At 34.7% G+C, this 14,498-nt stretch carries 13 protein-coding genes and 5 tRNA genes; 12 read left to right on the top strand and 6 right to left on the bottom strand.

The genetic code is table 11. The annotated features are described in order from the left end of the window. Positions 1-14: 14 nt before the first annotated feature. Both B6C99_RS07005 and B6C99_RS07000 read right to left on the bottom strand, forming a co-directional pair. On the bottom strand, positions 15-287 hold the full coding sequence (locus B6C99_RS07005; protein WP_034900870.1) for a PTS sugar transporter subunit IIB: 273 nt from the start codon (positions 285-287) through the stop codon (positions 15-17). Between the two features lie 31 nt (positions 288-318). Then, a complete protein-coding gene (locus B6C99_RS07000; protein ID WP_086359189.1) occupies positions 319-762 on the bottom strand; it encodes a PTS sugar transporter subunit IIA in 444 nt (147 codons plus the stop codon). Positions 763-1,078: 316 nt separating this feature from the next. Here B6C99_RS07000 and B6C99_RS06995 point away from each other — a divergent pair, with 316 nt between their 5' ends. Then, a complete protein-coding gene (locus B6C99_RS06995; RefSeq protein ID WP_086359188.1) occupies positions 1,079-2,110 on the top strand; it encodes a LacI family DNA-binding transcriptional regulator in 1,032 nt (343 codons plus the stop codon). 106 nt (positions 2,111-2,216) lie between these two features. Here the strand turns inward: B6C99_RS06995 and B6C99_RS06990 are convergent. Together B6C99_RS06990 and tgt are read right to left on the bottom strand one after the other, a co-directional pair. After that, positions 2,217-2,293, bottom strand: a tRNA-Pro gene (locus B6C99_RS06990). Between the two features lie 60 nt (positions 2,294-2,353). After that, on the bottom strand, positions 2,354-3,505 hold the full coding sequence (tgt, locus tag B6C99_RS06985) for a tRNA guanosine(34) transglycosylase Tgt (RefSeq protein WP_086359187.1): 1,152 nt from the start codon (positions 3,503-3,505) through the stop codon (positions 2,354-2,356). A 139-nt stretch (positions 3,506-3,644) separates the two neighbouring features. On the opposite strand from tgt, the gene B6C99_RS06980 reads away from it, so the two are divergent. After that, entirely contained in the window at positions 3,645-4,325 is a 681-nt protein-coding gene (locus B6C99_RS06980; protein WP_143413918.1) for a M48 family metalloprotease, read from the top strand. A 45-nt stretch (positions 4,326-4,370) separates the two neighbouring features. Here B6C99_RS06980 and queA read toward each other — a convergent pair whose 3' ends face one another. Further along, positions 4,371-5,402: a tRNA preQ1(34) S-adenosylmethionine ribosyltransferase-isomerase QueA gene (queA, locus tag B6C99_RS06975; RefSeq protein ID WP_086359185.1), complete on the bottom strand. Its 1,032-nt coding sequence runs from the start codon at positions 5,400-5,402 to the stop codon at positions 4,371-4,373. A 156-nt stretch (positions 5,403-5,558) separates the two neighbouring features. Between queA and B6C99_RS06970 the strand changes: the two genes are divergently transcribed. Then, complete coding sequence (locus tag B6C99_RS06970) at positions 5,559-6,317, top strand: M48 family metallopeptidase (protein ID WP_086359184.1); 759 nt, start codon at positions 5,559-5,561, stop codon at positions 6,315-6,317. Between the two features lie 206 nt (positions 6,318-6,523). Here B6C99_RS06970 and B6C99_RS06965 read toward each other — a convergent pair whose 3' ends face one another. Beyond that, on the bottom strand, positions 6,524-7,741 hold the full coding sequence (locus B6C99_RS06965) for a pyridoxal phosphate-dependent aminotransferase (RefSeq protein WP_086359183.1): 1,218 nt from the start codon (positions 7,739-7,741) through the stop codon (positions 6,524-6,526). A 143-nt stretch (positions 7,742-7,884) separates the two neighbouring features. Between B6C99_RS06965 and B6C99_RS06960 the strand changes: the two genes are divergently transcribed. From B6C99_RS06960 to B6C99_RS06920, 9 genes are all read left to right on the top strand, one after another. Next, positions 7,885-8,154 carry an ACT domain-containing protein gene (locus B6C99_RS06960; RefSeq protein WP_086359182.1) on the top strand — a complete coding sequence of 90 codons (270 nt, stop codon included), beginning with the start codon at positions 7,885-7,887 and terminating at the stop codon, positions 8,152-8,154. A 35-nt stretch (positions 8,155-8,189) separates the two neighbouring features. Further along, the gene (locus B6C99_RS06955; protein ID WP_086359181.1) at positions 8,190-9,545 is read left to right on the top strand and encodes a PFL family protein; all 1,356 of its coding nucleotides are present in this window, start codon (positions 8,190-8,192) and stop codon (positions 9,543-9,545) included. Between the two features lie 299 nt (positions 9,546-9,844). Next, positions 9,845-10,642: a tRNA cyclic N6-threonylcarbamoyladenosine(37) synthase TcdA gene (gene tcdA, locus B6C99_RS06950; protein WP_086359180.1), complete on the top strand. Its 798-nt coding sequence runs from the start codon at positions 9,845-9,847 to the stop codon at positions 10,640-10,642. A 295-nt stretch (positions 10,643-10,937) separates the two neighbouring features. Further along, entirely contained in the window at positions 10,938-13,634 is a 2,697-nt protein-coding gene (gene adhE / locus B6C99_RS06945; RefSeq protein ID WP_086359179.1) for a bifunctional acetaldehyde-CoA/alcohol dehydrogenase, read from the top strand. A gap of 153 nt (positions 13,635-13,787) precedes the next feature. Then, positions 13,788-13,863: transfer RNA gene (locus B6C99_RS06940), tRNA-Thr, on the top strand. 32 nt (positions 13,864-13,895) lie between these two features. Beyond that, positions 13,896-13,980: transfer RNA gene (locus B6C99_RS06935), tRNA-Tyr, on the top strand. A gap of 55 nt (positions 13,981-14,035) precedes the next feature. Then, a tRNA-Gly gene (locus B6C99_RS06930) sits at positions 14,036-14,110 on the top strand. A 3-nt stretch (positions 14,111-14,113) separates the two neighbouring features. Then, positions 14,114-14,189, top strand: a tRNA-Thr gene (locus B6C99_RS06925). A 182-nt stretch (positions 14,190-14,371) separates the two neighbouring features. After that, the coding region (locus B6C99_RS06920; RefSeq protein WP_086359178.1) for a GTP-binding protein at positions 14,372-14,498 on the top strand (127 nt) is incomplete at its 3' end.

Genomic DNA, 14,498 nt, shown 5'->3' with positions numbered 1-14,498 from the left:
GCAATACCTCATAATTAGGCTTTATTAAAGTGCTCAACGAGTTTCTGTTCTAAATCGTTGATATCAATAATATTATTTAAAACTACTAATTTATCTTGTGGAATGCCAGAGCTTGCTGCTAGATCTTTAGTCATCACAAAAAGATCCGCTTGTTCTGGTGTGGCGGAGGCGAGATCTGCATGTGTTACTTCTGCATCAATGTTTAATTTTTTGAGTACTTTTTTGATATTCATTTCAACCATGAAGCTACTACCAAGCCCAGAACCACAAACTGCCATAATTTTCATATTATTTATCCTTCTATTAATTGATTTGAATTTAATAACGATCAATTACTGTTAAAATTTCATCGCTATTTTTAGCATTAAAAATTGTATTAACATCATCTGATTCAGCGAATAATGATGCTAACTGAGTTAACATTTCGATGTGACTAGTGCTATCACTAGCGGCCAGCAAAGTAATTAAATAAACAGGGTCATTTTCTTCTGAATTAAAATTAACGCCATTTTTAACTAATAACATCGATAAACCTAAATTATTTACCCCTTGTTCGGGTCTGGCATGAGGCATTGCAATTCCCGGTGCTAATACATAGTAAGGACCGATAGATTCATGCAATTGAAAGATAGCATCAATATAGTTTGGTGTTATTGATTTGTTCTCTAATAATGGAGCAGCGCAAAGCTTAATTGCTTCTTTCCAATCTTTCACTGAATCAACAATCTTTACAGTTTGACCCGTTAGCCATTGATTTAACATTTTACCTCCGAAAAACTGATTTATTATTTGTTAATATTACGATAATAGAAAATTAACACATTGGCTAACAATAATAATTCAAAAAGAACAAAAATGTGATAGCGCTATCATTTTTTCGTGAATAATTTTTCTATTTTGTGATTTAGATAGCATTTTTAATACATATTTGAAAAAAAATAGTAATAGCATAATATTATAATAATCTCATTATTTTGATTAAACATTTAAGTTAATTAATTAACATGTTGTAATTATTTGTATTTTTAATTTTTGTAGTATACATTTAATTACTGGTTAGCTCTAGTTGAGATCGAATATGCAAGATACCAAAAAACGCAGGAGTACAGGTCAAACTACTTTATTTGACGTCGCTAAATATGCTGGTGTTGGTACGATGACTGTTTCAAGAGCATTACGAACGCCAGATAAGGTGTCGGATAAACTGCGCCAAAAAATCCAATTAGCTGTTGAGACATTAGGCTATAAACCTAATATTGCAGCTAGCTTGCTAGCATCCGCTTCAGCCAATAAAGTTATTGCTGTTATTACTACAAAAATTTATGAAGATTCAACCCGCATAGCCCTTAATTCACTGCAAGCATATTTACTCAAAGAAGGTTATACCACAGTTATATTTGAATCTTATTATTTCTATAAACGTGAATCACAACTATTAGATACTCTCTATAGTAATAATCTTGAAGCGATATTGCTCTTTTATATTGAAAATGATGATTTTGTTGAAAAAATATTAAACAATAAAACGATTCCTACTTTCAATATTGGTAAGTCGTATGATGAAGTGGCAAATATACATATCGAAGTGGATGATAGTTTAGCAATGTGTATGTTGACTGAACATGTAATAAAAAAAGGCTATCGCCATATTGGTTTACTTTGTGCTGACCATCAATGTCATGTTTTTCAACAAAGGTTACATGGTTGGCATAAAGCTATGTTACACAATCATTTGCCAACCCATAGAATAATTAATCCTGCTAAACCAGCTAATTTTAGTACCGGCAGTGAATTACTGCCAGATATTGTATTGAATTGGCCTGAATTAGATGCATTAGTTTGTACTACCGATGAGCTAGCTTGTGGTGTGCTCTATGAATGTCAAAGACGGCATATTCGCGTTCCTTACCAATTAGCCGTTTGTGGATTTGGTGATAGTGAATTTAGTCAGGTAAGTATTCCAACGCTCACAACTGTTTCTCTACCTTCAAAGAAAAAAGGTGAGTATATTGGTAATTTATTATTGAATAAATTAAAAAATAAAATGGAGAATTCAAAATTTGAATTATCAACGTTAAAACCAACAATTTGTTCAAGAGCAAGTTTGTAATTTAGCTAGGAATTTAAATGTATATGAGAATATTGTAAGTTTAAATTAGATTATCTGTGATTATAATAAAAAAGCCCACTCAAACGAGTAGGCTTTCTTATTAAATTGGTCGGCGAGAGAGGATTCGAACCTCCGACCCACTGGTCCCAAACCAGTTGCGCTACCAAGCTGCGCTACTCGCCGTTAGGAAGCGCATAATACTGCGCTAACTATAATGTGTCAATAGTTGATATATAAAATTTATCAACTTTGTTTGGTTTGGTTACCTAATGGTGCAGGTGTTTTACCAATTCGTTGATAAAATTCAGTAACAAACGCTTCATATCGTTTATTTGCTACTGCTTCGCGTATTTCAGCCATTAAACGTTGATAATAACGTAAATTGTGAATAGTATTTAAGCGAGCACCCAATATTTCACCACATTTATCTAAATGATGAAGATAAGATTTCGTGTAGTTTTTACAGGTATAACAATCACAATGCGGATCTAATGGTGTCGTATCGTCTTTATATTTGGCATTACGAATTTTTATAACCCCATTGGTAACAAATAAATGACCATTACGAGCGTTCCGAGTTGGCATAACGCAGTCGAACATATCGATACCTCGACGCACGCCTTCAACTAAATCTTCTGGTTTACCAACACCCATTAAATAACGGGGTTTATCGGCAGGTAATTGTGGGCAGGTTCCTTCAAGTATGCGGTGCATATCTTCTTTCGGTTCACCAACCGCAAGTCCACCAACCGCATAACCATCAAAACCAATTTCGGTTAATCCCTTAATTGAAATATCACGTAATTCTTGATGTATACCGCCTTGTACAATACCAAATAATGCATTTTTGTTATTTAGTTCATCAAAACGTTGTCGGCTACGTTTTGCCCAACGTAAGGACATCTCCATTGATTTTTTGACATAATCCCATTCAGCAGGAAAGGGGGCACATTCATCAAAAATCATTACAATATCAGAACCAAGATCATATTGGATTTCCATTGAAATTTCAGGAGATAAGAAAATTGAATCACCATTAATTGGATTACGAAAATAAACACCTTCTTCTTTTATTTTACGAATATCACCAAGACTGAAAACTTGAAATCCCCCTGAATCGGTTAAGATTGGTCCTGACCACTGCATGAAATCATGAAGATCTCCGTGTTTGCGCATAATTTCCTGTCCAGGTCTTAACCATAGATGAAAAGTATTACCCAATAAGATTTGTGCTCCTGTTGCTTTTACTTCTTTGGGTGTCATACCTTTTACTGTGCCATAGGTACCAACCGGCATAAAAGCAGGAGTCTCAACGGTATATTCCACTCCACGACGATCAAATTTCATACGGCCACGACGAGCTAAGCCGTCAGTATTATCTAACTCAAATTTCATTTTTATATTAACCTCTTGCGACCAAATAAACAGTTTGGCGCCAATTATTGCTATAATACAAACTTGTATTATTAAATAGTGGCGCCTAGTGTATCGTGCTAAGCTTAATTAGACAATATTTGTAAGGATTTTCGAACCATTGAAATCTATTATTTTATTTATCTCATGTGTTGTAATACTTATGCAGGTTGGATGTCAAAGCCAAACTAGAATACCACCAACTATTGTTTCACCTGAAGGAGTTAAAAGCTTATCGGAAAATGATATATTGGCAATTAGTCAACAAGCATGTATTGAAAATGACAATAGAGCGATTATTCCTCCTGATTATCATCATCTTAATCGTCGATTATCTAAAATAGCCCAAAGTTTACCAAAACGAATAAATAATATTGAATTAAACTATAAGGTTTATATTGATACAGACCCCAATGCTTGGTCAACAGCTAATGGTTGTATTCGAATAAATAGTGGTTTAATAAAATTACTTGAAGATAATGAGTTACAAGCCGTACTTGCGCATGAACAGGCTCATATAGCCCTAAAACATGGGATAAGTTTGTTTCGACAAGCTCCTTATATTGAAATTACTGATAAAGCTAATGAACTTGTAATTATTGTAAAAGAAGAAACCTCACATCAATATGAGGTTGAAGCAGATAGTTTTGCTTTTAATTTATTAGTGCGAGAAAGTATAGATCCAATTGGTTTGCTCAAAATGTTAACAAAAATGCCAATTCATTCTAAAAATCAACCTACCTCACATCCATCAAGAATAAAACGAATGGCCAATATTGTTGATAGGTTGAATTATCATTAACTATTTTTAATTTATTGAATATAAATGATTTATTCTAGATATAAATCATTTATTATTGGTAATTAGCATTGCATCACCATAACTAAAGAATTGATATTTTTCTTTTACGGCATACTGATAAGCATTCATGGTGTTCTCATAACCAGCAAATGCTGAAACCAGCATAATTAATGTTGATTCAGGTAAATGGAAGTTAGTGATAAGAGAATCAATGACTTTAAATTGATAGCCAGGGTAAATAAAAATTCGGGTGTCAGCAAAAAAAGGCGCTATAGTTCCAGTTTGTTGTGCCGCACTTTCTAGTGCTCTGACTGATGTTGTTCCTACGGCAATAACTTTATTTCCGCGAGCTTTACAGTTTAAAACTGCTTTTACGACTGATTCAGGAACTTCTGCATATTCGGCATGCATAATATGAGTTTCAATATTTTCAACTCTTACAGGCTGAAATGTACCAGCGCCAACATGTAAGGTAACAAATTCCATCTCAACACCTTTTTGTTTAATTTTGTCTAATAAAGGTTTATCAAAATGAAGACCAGCCGTTGGGGCTGCGACAGCGCCAGGAACTTTGCTATAAACGGTTTGATATACTTCACGATCTTGAGCTTCATCAGGGCGATCTATATAAGGTGGTAATGGAATATGGCCGATTTCATTTAAAATGCTAAGCACATCGTCAGGAAATTGTAGCTCAAATAATGCATCATGACGTGCTATCATAGTAACTTGGATATTTTCATTTTCACCTAAAATAAGTTCTGCTCCTATTTTAGGCGACTTTGAGGCTTTAATATGTGCAAGTGCTCGATTTCCCTCTAACAATCGTTCAATCAACACTTCAATTTTTCCACCTGATATTTTTTTTCCATATAACCGTGCAGGAATGACTTTAGTATTATTAAAAATGAGTAAATCACCAGCATTGATATAATCAACAATATCTGTAAATACTTTATCTTCAATTTTACCTGTATGGCCATCAAGTGCTAATAATCGACAAGAACTTCTTGTTTTTGAAGGGTATTTTGCTATCAGTTCTTTGGGGAGAGTAAAATTGAAATCAGACAGTTGCATAATTATGTTCCTCAAAAAATGAGGCACTAGTCTAAATGGCTAATTATCTCTAATCAAGTAATTATTTGTTGATTATTATTAAAGTTGCGTTAAAATTCAATTTATCTAACATTTATGTTAGAAGAAAGTAAAGTCTGTTAATATAAGGAAAATATTATGAAAAAACATCAAAAAACATTGCTTGTTGCACTACCTTTAGTTGCAGCTATGTCTTTAGCTGGCTGTAAAAATATGAGTGCTAGTGATTTAACTAGTCTTGGTAGGAAAGGTTTCGAAGCAGCAACACTCAGTGATAATGATGTGAAAGCATTAAGCCAAAAATCTTGTGCTCAAATGGATGCTCAGTCAAAAATAGCTCCAGCTAAAAGTGCATATACTAAACGCTTAAATAAAATTGCTAAAGCTCTTGGTAATAATATCAATGGAACTCCAGTTAACTATAAAGTGTATATCACTAAAGATGTTAACGCTTGGGCAATGGCTAATGGCTGTGTTCGTGTTTACAGTGGTTTAATGGATATGATGACTGATAACGAAATTGAAGGCGTTTTAGGCCACGAATTAGGTCACGTTGCTTTAGGTCATAGTAAAAAAGCAATCCAAGTTGCTTATGCAACAGAAATCGCTCGTGATGCAGCTGCAGCATCAGGTAACAGTACAGTTGCAGCATTATCTAAATCTTCTTTAGGTGCTTTAGCTGAAGCTGTTATCAATGCTCAATTCTCTCAATCACAAGAACAAGACGCTGATGATTTCTCTTTTAATTATTTAGTTAAGAAAAAAATCAATCCAGCTGGTCTTGCAACTGCATTTGATAAATTAGGTGGTGGTGATGCATCAATTTTAAGTAGCCATCCATCTTCAGCAAAACGTGCTGAAAATATTCGTAATAAATTAGCTGAATTAAAAAGATAATTCATTTAAATAATTTATTAGAAAAAAGCGCCTTTTTGGCGCTTTTTTATTAGTTACTGTTAATCAATTATTAATTGATAATCATAATTAATGAGCTTAAGTAGAGATTAAACGAATTAATTTAAATAATTTATTAAAATATTAAATAGGTTATTTTAATGTTCGAATATCCCCCTATTTATAATTAGAGAGATATAGGAATTAAATTATGCTTGTTTATAGTTAGATAAAAAGTGTGCAAATCGAGCTATAGCATCTTGTAGTTCACCTGTATGAGGTAGAGCAACAATCCTAACATGATCTGGTTTATGCCAATTAAATCCACTTCCTTGAACTAACAGTACTTTTTCTTGTAACAAAAAGTCTAAAACTAATTTTTGATCGTTATGAATATTAAATTTTTTCTGATCTAGCTTAGGGAATAGATATAAAGCACCCTGTGGTTTGGTACAAGAAACGCCGGGAATATCATTTAATAAACGCCATGCCAACATACATTGATCATAGAGTCGACCTCCAGGCACAATAAATTCGTTAATACTTTGATAACCACCCAATGCTCCTTGAATTGCATGTTGCAGTGGTACATTGGCACATAAACGCATTGAAGCTAACATATTTAGACCTTCAATATAGCCTTTAACATGTTGTTTGGGTCCACACAGTGCCATCCAACCTTGTCTAAAACCAGCAACTCGATAAGTTTTCGATAAACCACTCATAGTAATAACAAATAGATCTGGCGCTAAAGCTGCTATTGAATGGTGTACTGCATCATCATATAAAATTTTATCGTAAATTTCGTCAGCAAAAATAATTAAATTATTTTGACGTGCGATTTCCGCTATTTCGAGTAAAGCTTCTTTACTATAAACTGCGCCAGTAGGATTATTTGGATTAATAATCACAATCCCTTTGGTTTTAGGAGTGATTTTTTGTTTGATATCTTGTAAATCAGGTGACCAATTAGCTTCTTCATCACAAAGATAGTGAACCGCGTTACCACCAGATAAACTAACGGCAGCAGTCCAAAGTGGATAATCAGGCATTGGTACTAATATTTCATCACCACTATTAAGTAATGCTTGCATTGATTGAACAATTAACTCAGAAACACCATTACCAATATAGATATCTTCTACATCCAAATTTGTAATTCCTCTGGATTGATAATGCTGCATAATCGCTTTACGAGCAGAATAAAGACCTTTTGAATCACAATATCCTTGTGATGTTGGTAAGTTGCGAATAACATCCACTAATAGTTCATCTGGAGCAGTAAAACCGAAAGGGGCGGGATTTCCAATATTAAGTTTAAGAATGGTTTGACCTTCTTCCTCAAGCTTTTTTGCATGATCAAGAATTGGTCCACGAATGTCATAACAAACATGATCCAATTTATTGGATTTTTGAAAATTCACCATAATAACGCCCTTTCATTTTATCTTTTTGTTTTTTATTTTGATTAAAAAAACAATCTACTCCTATTTAGATAATTTTTGAAGGTGTTATTATAAACAACTCAATAAATATTTTTTAAGTGTATAAAATTTGTGCGGAGAGTGTGATGAAAACAATTTTAACGGTAATAGGAAAGGACCAAACAGGAATTATTGCAGGGATAAGCCAAAAGTTATATGAATTAAATATTAATATTTTAGATGTTAGTCAAACTATCATGGATGAGTATTTTACCATGATTATGTTATTAGATTTATCTAAAATTAACGTCACTTTTGATGAAGTCAAAAATACTTTAGTACTTACCGGTGAGCAATTAAAAGTTAAAGTGAATATACAACGAGAAGAAATTTTTGATGCAATGCATCGTTTATAAGCTCAATTTCATATTTTTACGAAAGGATAGAACTAATGGAAACAAAACAGATCCTCGAAACAATTAAAATGATAGAGGAAGAAAAACTTGATATCCGCACAATAACCATGGGTATATCTCTTCTTGATTGTATTGATAGTGATGGTGCAAAAGCGCGTCAAAAAATCTACGATAAAATTACGCGATTAGCGAAAGATTTAGTTAAAGTTGGTGATCAAATTACTTCTGAATTTGGTATCCCTATTATTAATAAACGAATTTCGGTTACGCCTATATCATTGATTGCAGGCGCAAGCGACGATAAAGACTATGTTGCTTTTGCTAAAACACTCGATGAAGCAGCCAAAGCGGTCGGTGTTAATTTTATAGGTGGATTTTCTGCATTAGTGCAAAAAGGTTACCATAAAGGCGATGAAATCCTTATTAAATCAATTCCACAAGCATTAGCACAAACCGAACGAGTTTGTTCATCAGTTAATGTCGGTTCTACTCAAACCGGTATTAATATGGATGCAGTAAAGCAAATAGGACAAATTATTAAAGAAGCGGCCGCATTAACCGCCGATAATAGTAGTATGGCTTGTGCGAAATTAGTAGTATTTGCTAATGCAGTTGAAGATAATCCATTTATGGCTGGTGCTTTTCATGGTGTTGGTGAAGCTGACTGTGTGATTAATGTCGGTGTGAGTGGGCCGGGTGTAGTTAAGCGAGCATTGGAAAAAGTTAAAGGTCAGCCTTTTGATGTTGTTGCTGAAACCATTAAAAAAACAGCCTTTAAAATAACTCGTATGGGGCAATTGGTAGGTAAAGAAGCGTCAGAACGGTTAGGCGTTAAATTTGGGATTGTTGATTTATCATTAGCGCCAACTCCTGCCATCGGTGACTCAGTAGCACATATTCTAGAAGAAATGGGACTAGAAGTTGTTGGAACACATGGAACTACCGCTGCGCTAGCGATGCTGAATGATGCCGTGAAAAAAGGTGGCGTAATGGCTTGTGGCCATGTAGGTGGATTAAGTGGTGCCTTTATTCCTGTCTCAGAAGATGCAGGTATGATTGATGCTGTAAACAATGGGGCACTAAACCTTGAAAAATTAGAGGCCATGACTTGCGTTTGCTCAGTGGGGCTAGATATGATTGCTATTCCTGGTGATACACCAGCTGAAACTATTTCAGCAATTATTGCTGATGAAGCAGCAATTGGCGTAATTAATCACAAAACTACAGCGGTCAGAATTATCCCAGCTGTAGGTTTGAAAGTAGGCGATAATATTGAATTTGGTGGTTTACTTGGCCATGCTCCTGTAATGCCAGTAAATAAATTTAGTTCATGCGATTTTATTAGTCGTGGTGGGCGTATTCCTGCTCCAATTCACTCCTTTAAAAATTAATTTATTGTGACTCTGTCGATAATATTTATTTATGGCAGAGTCATAAATTATTTCTCATTATAAAGCATATCGATGACATAGATTTATTGTTTAGTGTGCTTATTCTAAATTGTTCATATATGCAATATTATTTGCTAATCAGTATCAATAATTCTAAACAAATTTAATGTTTCACTATTGAAAAGGTATAATAGGAATAATATTAATGAATAAGTTATCAATAAAAGATAATAAATATTCTCATCTAAAAAGGTTTGGGGGAGTATATGGTGTTTAAAAATAAACACTATCAATAAATAATGATGAAAACAGAACTTTATTTTCAACGCTTTAGTGGTATCGCTAGACTTTATGGTGAACGGGCATTACAACGTTTCTCTCAAGCTCATGTCTGTGTCATTGGTATTGGTGGTGTGGGGTCTTGGGTCGCTGAATCGCTTGCTCGAAGTGGCGTTGGACAAATTACTTTGATAGATATGGATGATGTCTGTATTACCAATACTAATCGTCAAATTCACGCTTTAAAATCTAATATAGGTAAAGCAAAAACTTCGGTTATGGCAGATCGAATTTTACAGATTAATCCTGAATGTGTTGTTCATGAAATAGATGATTTTATTAATGCCGATAACGTTATTGAGTATTTGGGTTCTAAACAACATCCTCGTTATGACTATATTATTGATGCAATTGACAGCGTCAAAGATAAAGCTGCCGTTTTGGCTTATTGTAAGCGACAAAAATTAAAGGTCATTACAATCGGGGGAGCGGGGGGGCAAAAAGATCCTACGCAAATTAAAATCGCTGACTTAGCGAAAACAATTCAAGATCCTTTAGCGGCTAAATTGCGCGAGCGATTAAAAAATGATTATAAACTTAATAAAGATAGTAAAGGTAAATTTGCTATTCCATGTGTTTTTTCAACTGAACAATTGACTTATCCGGCAACTAATGGTCAAACTTGCTTAATGAAAAGCCATGCGCAAGGTGCAAAAAAAATGGATTGTGAATCAGGTTTTGGGGCAATCACTACTGTTACGGCAACATTTGGTTTTGTGGCGGTTAGTTATGTATTAAATAAGTTGAGCATTGTATAATTTTTATCATTTATTTACGTTAAAAATATATTTTTTACCTTATCGTAAATTGTTCATTTCTTGAAATGCTCTGATAATAAAGTAATAAAATTTTGAAATTTAATTAGCAAAAAACAATAAAAATATTTGCTATTTTAAATAACATTCATTTTTTGTGAATATCTTATTGTGTAAAGTAAAAAACTGATTTACGATATCCAACAATTTCGTTTTGCTATTATATATATGCTTTAAATATGTTCAAGGAAGACGCCAAACGATCCAAGTTTATTTTTTAATTTTCAAGGAGAAATCTATGGCAGTAACCAATATGAATGAGTTAAATGAGTTAATGACTCGAGTTAAAAAAGCTCAGGAAACTTATTCTACTTATACTCAAGAGCAAGTTGATAAAATCTTCGTGGCAGCAGCAACAGCCGCAGCCGCAGCTCGAATCCCCCTTGCACAGCAAGCTGTTGCTGAATCAGGAATGGGGATTGTAGAAGATAAAGTTATTAAAAATTTATTTGCTGCAGAGTATATTCTTAATAAATATCGCAATGACAAAACTTGCGGTGTTGTTGCTGAAAATGAGTCTTATGGTACCATTACAATAGCGGAGCCATTAGGGATTATTTGTGGAATCGTGCCAACTACAAACCCAACTTCAACCGCAATTTTTAAATCATTAATCAGTTTAAAAACTCGTAATGCTATTGTCTTTTCACCACATCCACGTGCTAAAAAATCAACTATTGAAGCTGCCCGTATTGTGTTAGATGCGGCAATTAAAGCTGGTGCTCCAAAAGATATTATTGGTTGGATTGATGAACCATCTATCGAATTATCAAACGCTTTAATGCATCATGATGATGTTGCTGCAATCTTAGCAACTGGTGGCCCAGGTATGGTTAAAGCCGCTTATAGTTCTGGTAAACCAGCATTAGGTGTTGGTGCAGGTAATACCCCTGTAATAATCGATGAAACTGCAGATTTAAAACGTGCTGTTGCATCAGTACTTATGTCTAAAACTTTTGATAATGGTATGATCTGTGCTTCTGAGCAAGCTATCGTTGTCGTTGATTCAGTTTATGATGAAGTACGTGATTTATTGACTCAATATGGCGCTTATGTTTTAAATGCTAAAGAAACAAAAGCTGTTCAAGGTATCATCTTAAATGATAAAGGCGCTTTAAATGCTAATATCGTAGGTCAACCAGCAACTAAGATTGCAGAAATGGCTGGCATTAAAGTTCCTGCAGGTTCTAAAGTACTTGTTGGTGAAGTAAGTAAAGTAGATTTATCTGAACCATTTGCTCACGAAAAACTTTCACCAACATTAGCTATGTTTAAAGCTAAAGACTTTAATGAAGCGGTAGATAAAGCTGAAAAACTTGTTGAAATGGGTGGTATGGGACATACTTCAGTACTTTATACTGATCAGGATAGTAATCGTGATCGTGTTGCTTATTTTGGCAGTAAAATGAAAACATGTCGTATTTTAATCAACCAACCAGCTGCTCACGGTGGTATCGGTGATTTGTATAACTTTGATTTAGCTCCATCTTTAACATTAGGATGTGGTTCTTGGGGTGGTAACTCGGTCTCAGAAAATGTCGGTCCGAAACACTTAATCAACAAGAAAACAATCGCTAAGAGAGCAGAAAACATGTTATGGCACAAATTACCAAGTTCTATCTATTTTAAACGTGGCTCGCTTCCAGTTGCTTTAAATGAAGTGATTGAGCAAGGTGCCAAACGAGTATTTTTAGTAACCGATAAATTCTTATTTAATAATGGTTACTCAAAACAAATTACTGATCAACTTGAAGCACAAGGTGTGATTTGTGAAACCTTCTTTGATGTTGAAGCTGACCCAACATTAAGTGTTGTCCGTAAAGGTACTGATTCAATGACAGCATTCCAACCGGATACTGTTATTGCTTTAGGTGGTGGTTCACCAATGGATGCGGCGAAAATTATGTGGGTTCTTTATGAACACCCAGAAACTAAATTTGACGAATTAGCATTGCGTTTCATGGATATTCGTAAACGTACTTGTCATTTCCCTAACATGGGTAAAAAAGCAAAACTAATTTGTGTGACAACCACATCAGGTACTGGTTCTGAAGTGACACCGTTTGCGGTAGTTACTGACGATGCAACTGGTCAAAAATACCCATTAGCTGATTACGCAATTACACCAAACATGGCAATTGTCGATGCTAACTTAGTTATGAATATGCCAAAATCACTTTGTGCGGCTGGTGGTTATGATGCTGTAACTCATGCTTTAGAAGCTTATGTGTCAATTATGGCAAGCGAGTTTTCTGATGGTCAAGCGTTACAAGCATTAAGCTTATTAAAAGCTTACTTGCCAACAAGCTACAAAGAAGGAGCAAAAAATCCTATCGCTCGTGAAAAAGTGCATAATGCTGCAACTTTAGCTGGTGTTGCTTTTGCTCAATCATTCTTAGGTGTTTGTCACTCAATGGCTCATAAAATTGGTGCGGCATTCCACATTCCTCATGGTGTGGCGAATGCGATGCTAATTAGTAATGTTGTTCGCTTTAATGCAACGGATAAACCGACTAAACAAGGTACATTTAGCCAATATGGTTATCCTCAAGCTGTAAGACGTTATGCAGAGATTGCTGACCATCTTGGCTTAACTGTAGCAACAGATAAAGACGAGAAGAAAGTTGAGAAATTAATTGGTTGGTTAGATCAACTAAGAAAAGATCTTGAAATTCCTTTCTCTATTAAAGAGTTTGGTGTTGATGAGAAAACTTTCTTAGCCCAAGTTGATCAACTTGCAGTTGATGCATTTGATGACCAATGTACTGGTGCTAACCCTCGTTATCCTTTAATTGCAGAATTAAAACAAATTCTACTTGATACTTACTATGGTCGTGCGTATCAAGATAAAGGTGATATTAGTGAAGATGTAGCTGTTCAAACTGCAGCTAAAGGTGTTGCTTCAACTAATAAAAAAGCAACTAAAAAGAAATAATTTAAAACATCATTTTTGATTAAATAAAAACCTGAAATAGTCTATATTTCAGGTTTTTTTTATTTTTTTGATTTTTTTTTAAGCAAACAAGTAAAAAAATGTTTTTTTTACTTGCAAGGTTAAATGTTCTAGTACATAATGCGCAGCACTTAGGCCGGCTTAGCTCAGTAGGTAGAGCAACTGACTTGTAATCAGTAGGTCGCCAGTTCGATTCCGGCAGCCGGCACCATTTTCCTAAGTAAACAGTTTATAATGATTCGGGGTGGGGTTCCCGAGCGGCCAAAGGGAGCAGACTGTAAATCTGCCGTGTCACACTTCGAAGGTTCGAATCCTTCCCCCACCACCATTATCTAACATTAGCAATTGCTAATTGAAGCATTTAGGTAGCCGAGTTTGAACATGCGGGCATCGTATAATGGCTATTACCTCAGCCTTCCAAGCTGATGATGCGGGTTCGATTCCCGCTGCCCGCTCCAATTGCTGATATAGCTCAGTTGGTAGAGCGCACCCTTGGTAAGGGTGAGGTCGGCAGTTCAAATCTGCCTATCAGCACCATTCTTGTTACTTTCCTAAACTTCTAAAAAAATTAGATTTGACTGCTTTAAAACTTGTCACTAGATGGTTTTATCTGTTATCATGCAAAACTAATTTTAAGTTAGTATTGTGTTAACACTAAATATGATACTTGGTTAATGTGGTGATTCACCACCGATTTGTATTACATTGAGGGACGATAAATGTCTAAAGAAAAATTTGAACGTACAAAACCCCACGTTAACGTTGGTACAATCGGCCACGTTGACCACGGTAAAACAACTTTAACTGCAGCTATTACTACTGTACTTTCTAAAAAATATGGTGGTC

The organism is Gilliamella sp. N-G2 (assembly GCF_002142215.1).
Taxonomy (GTDB): domain Bacteria; phylum Pseudomonadota; class Gammaproteobacteria; order Enterobacterales; family Orbaceae; genus Gilliamella.
The sequence above is the reverse complement of the archived record's forward strand: the minus strand, read 5'-3'. Positions and strand labels throughout refer to the sequence as shown.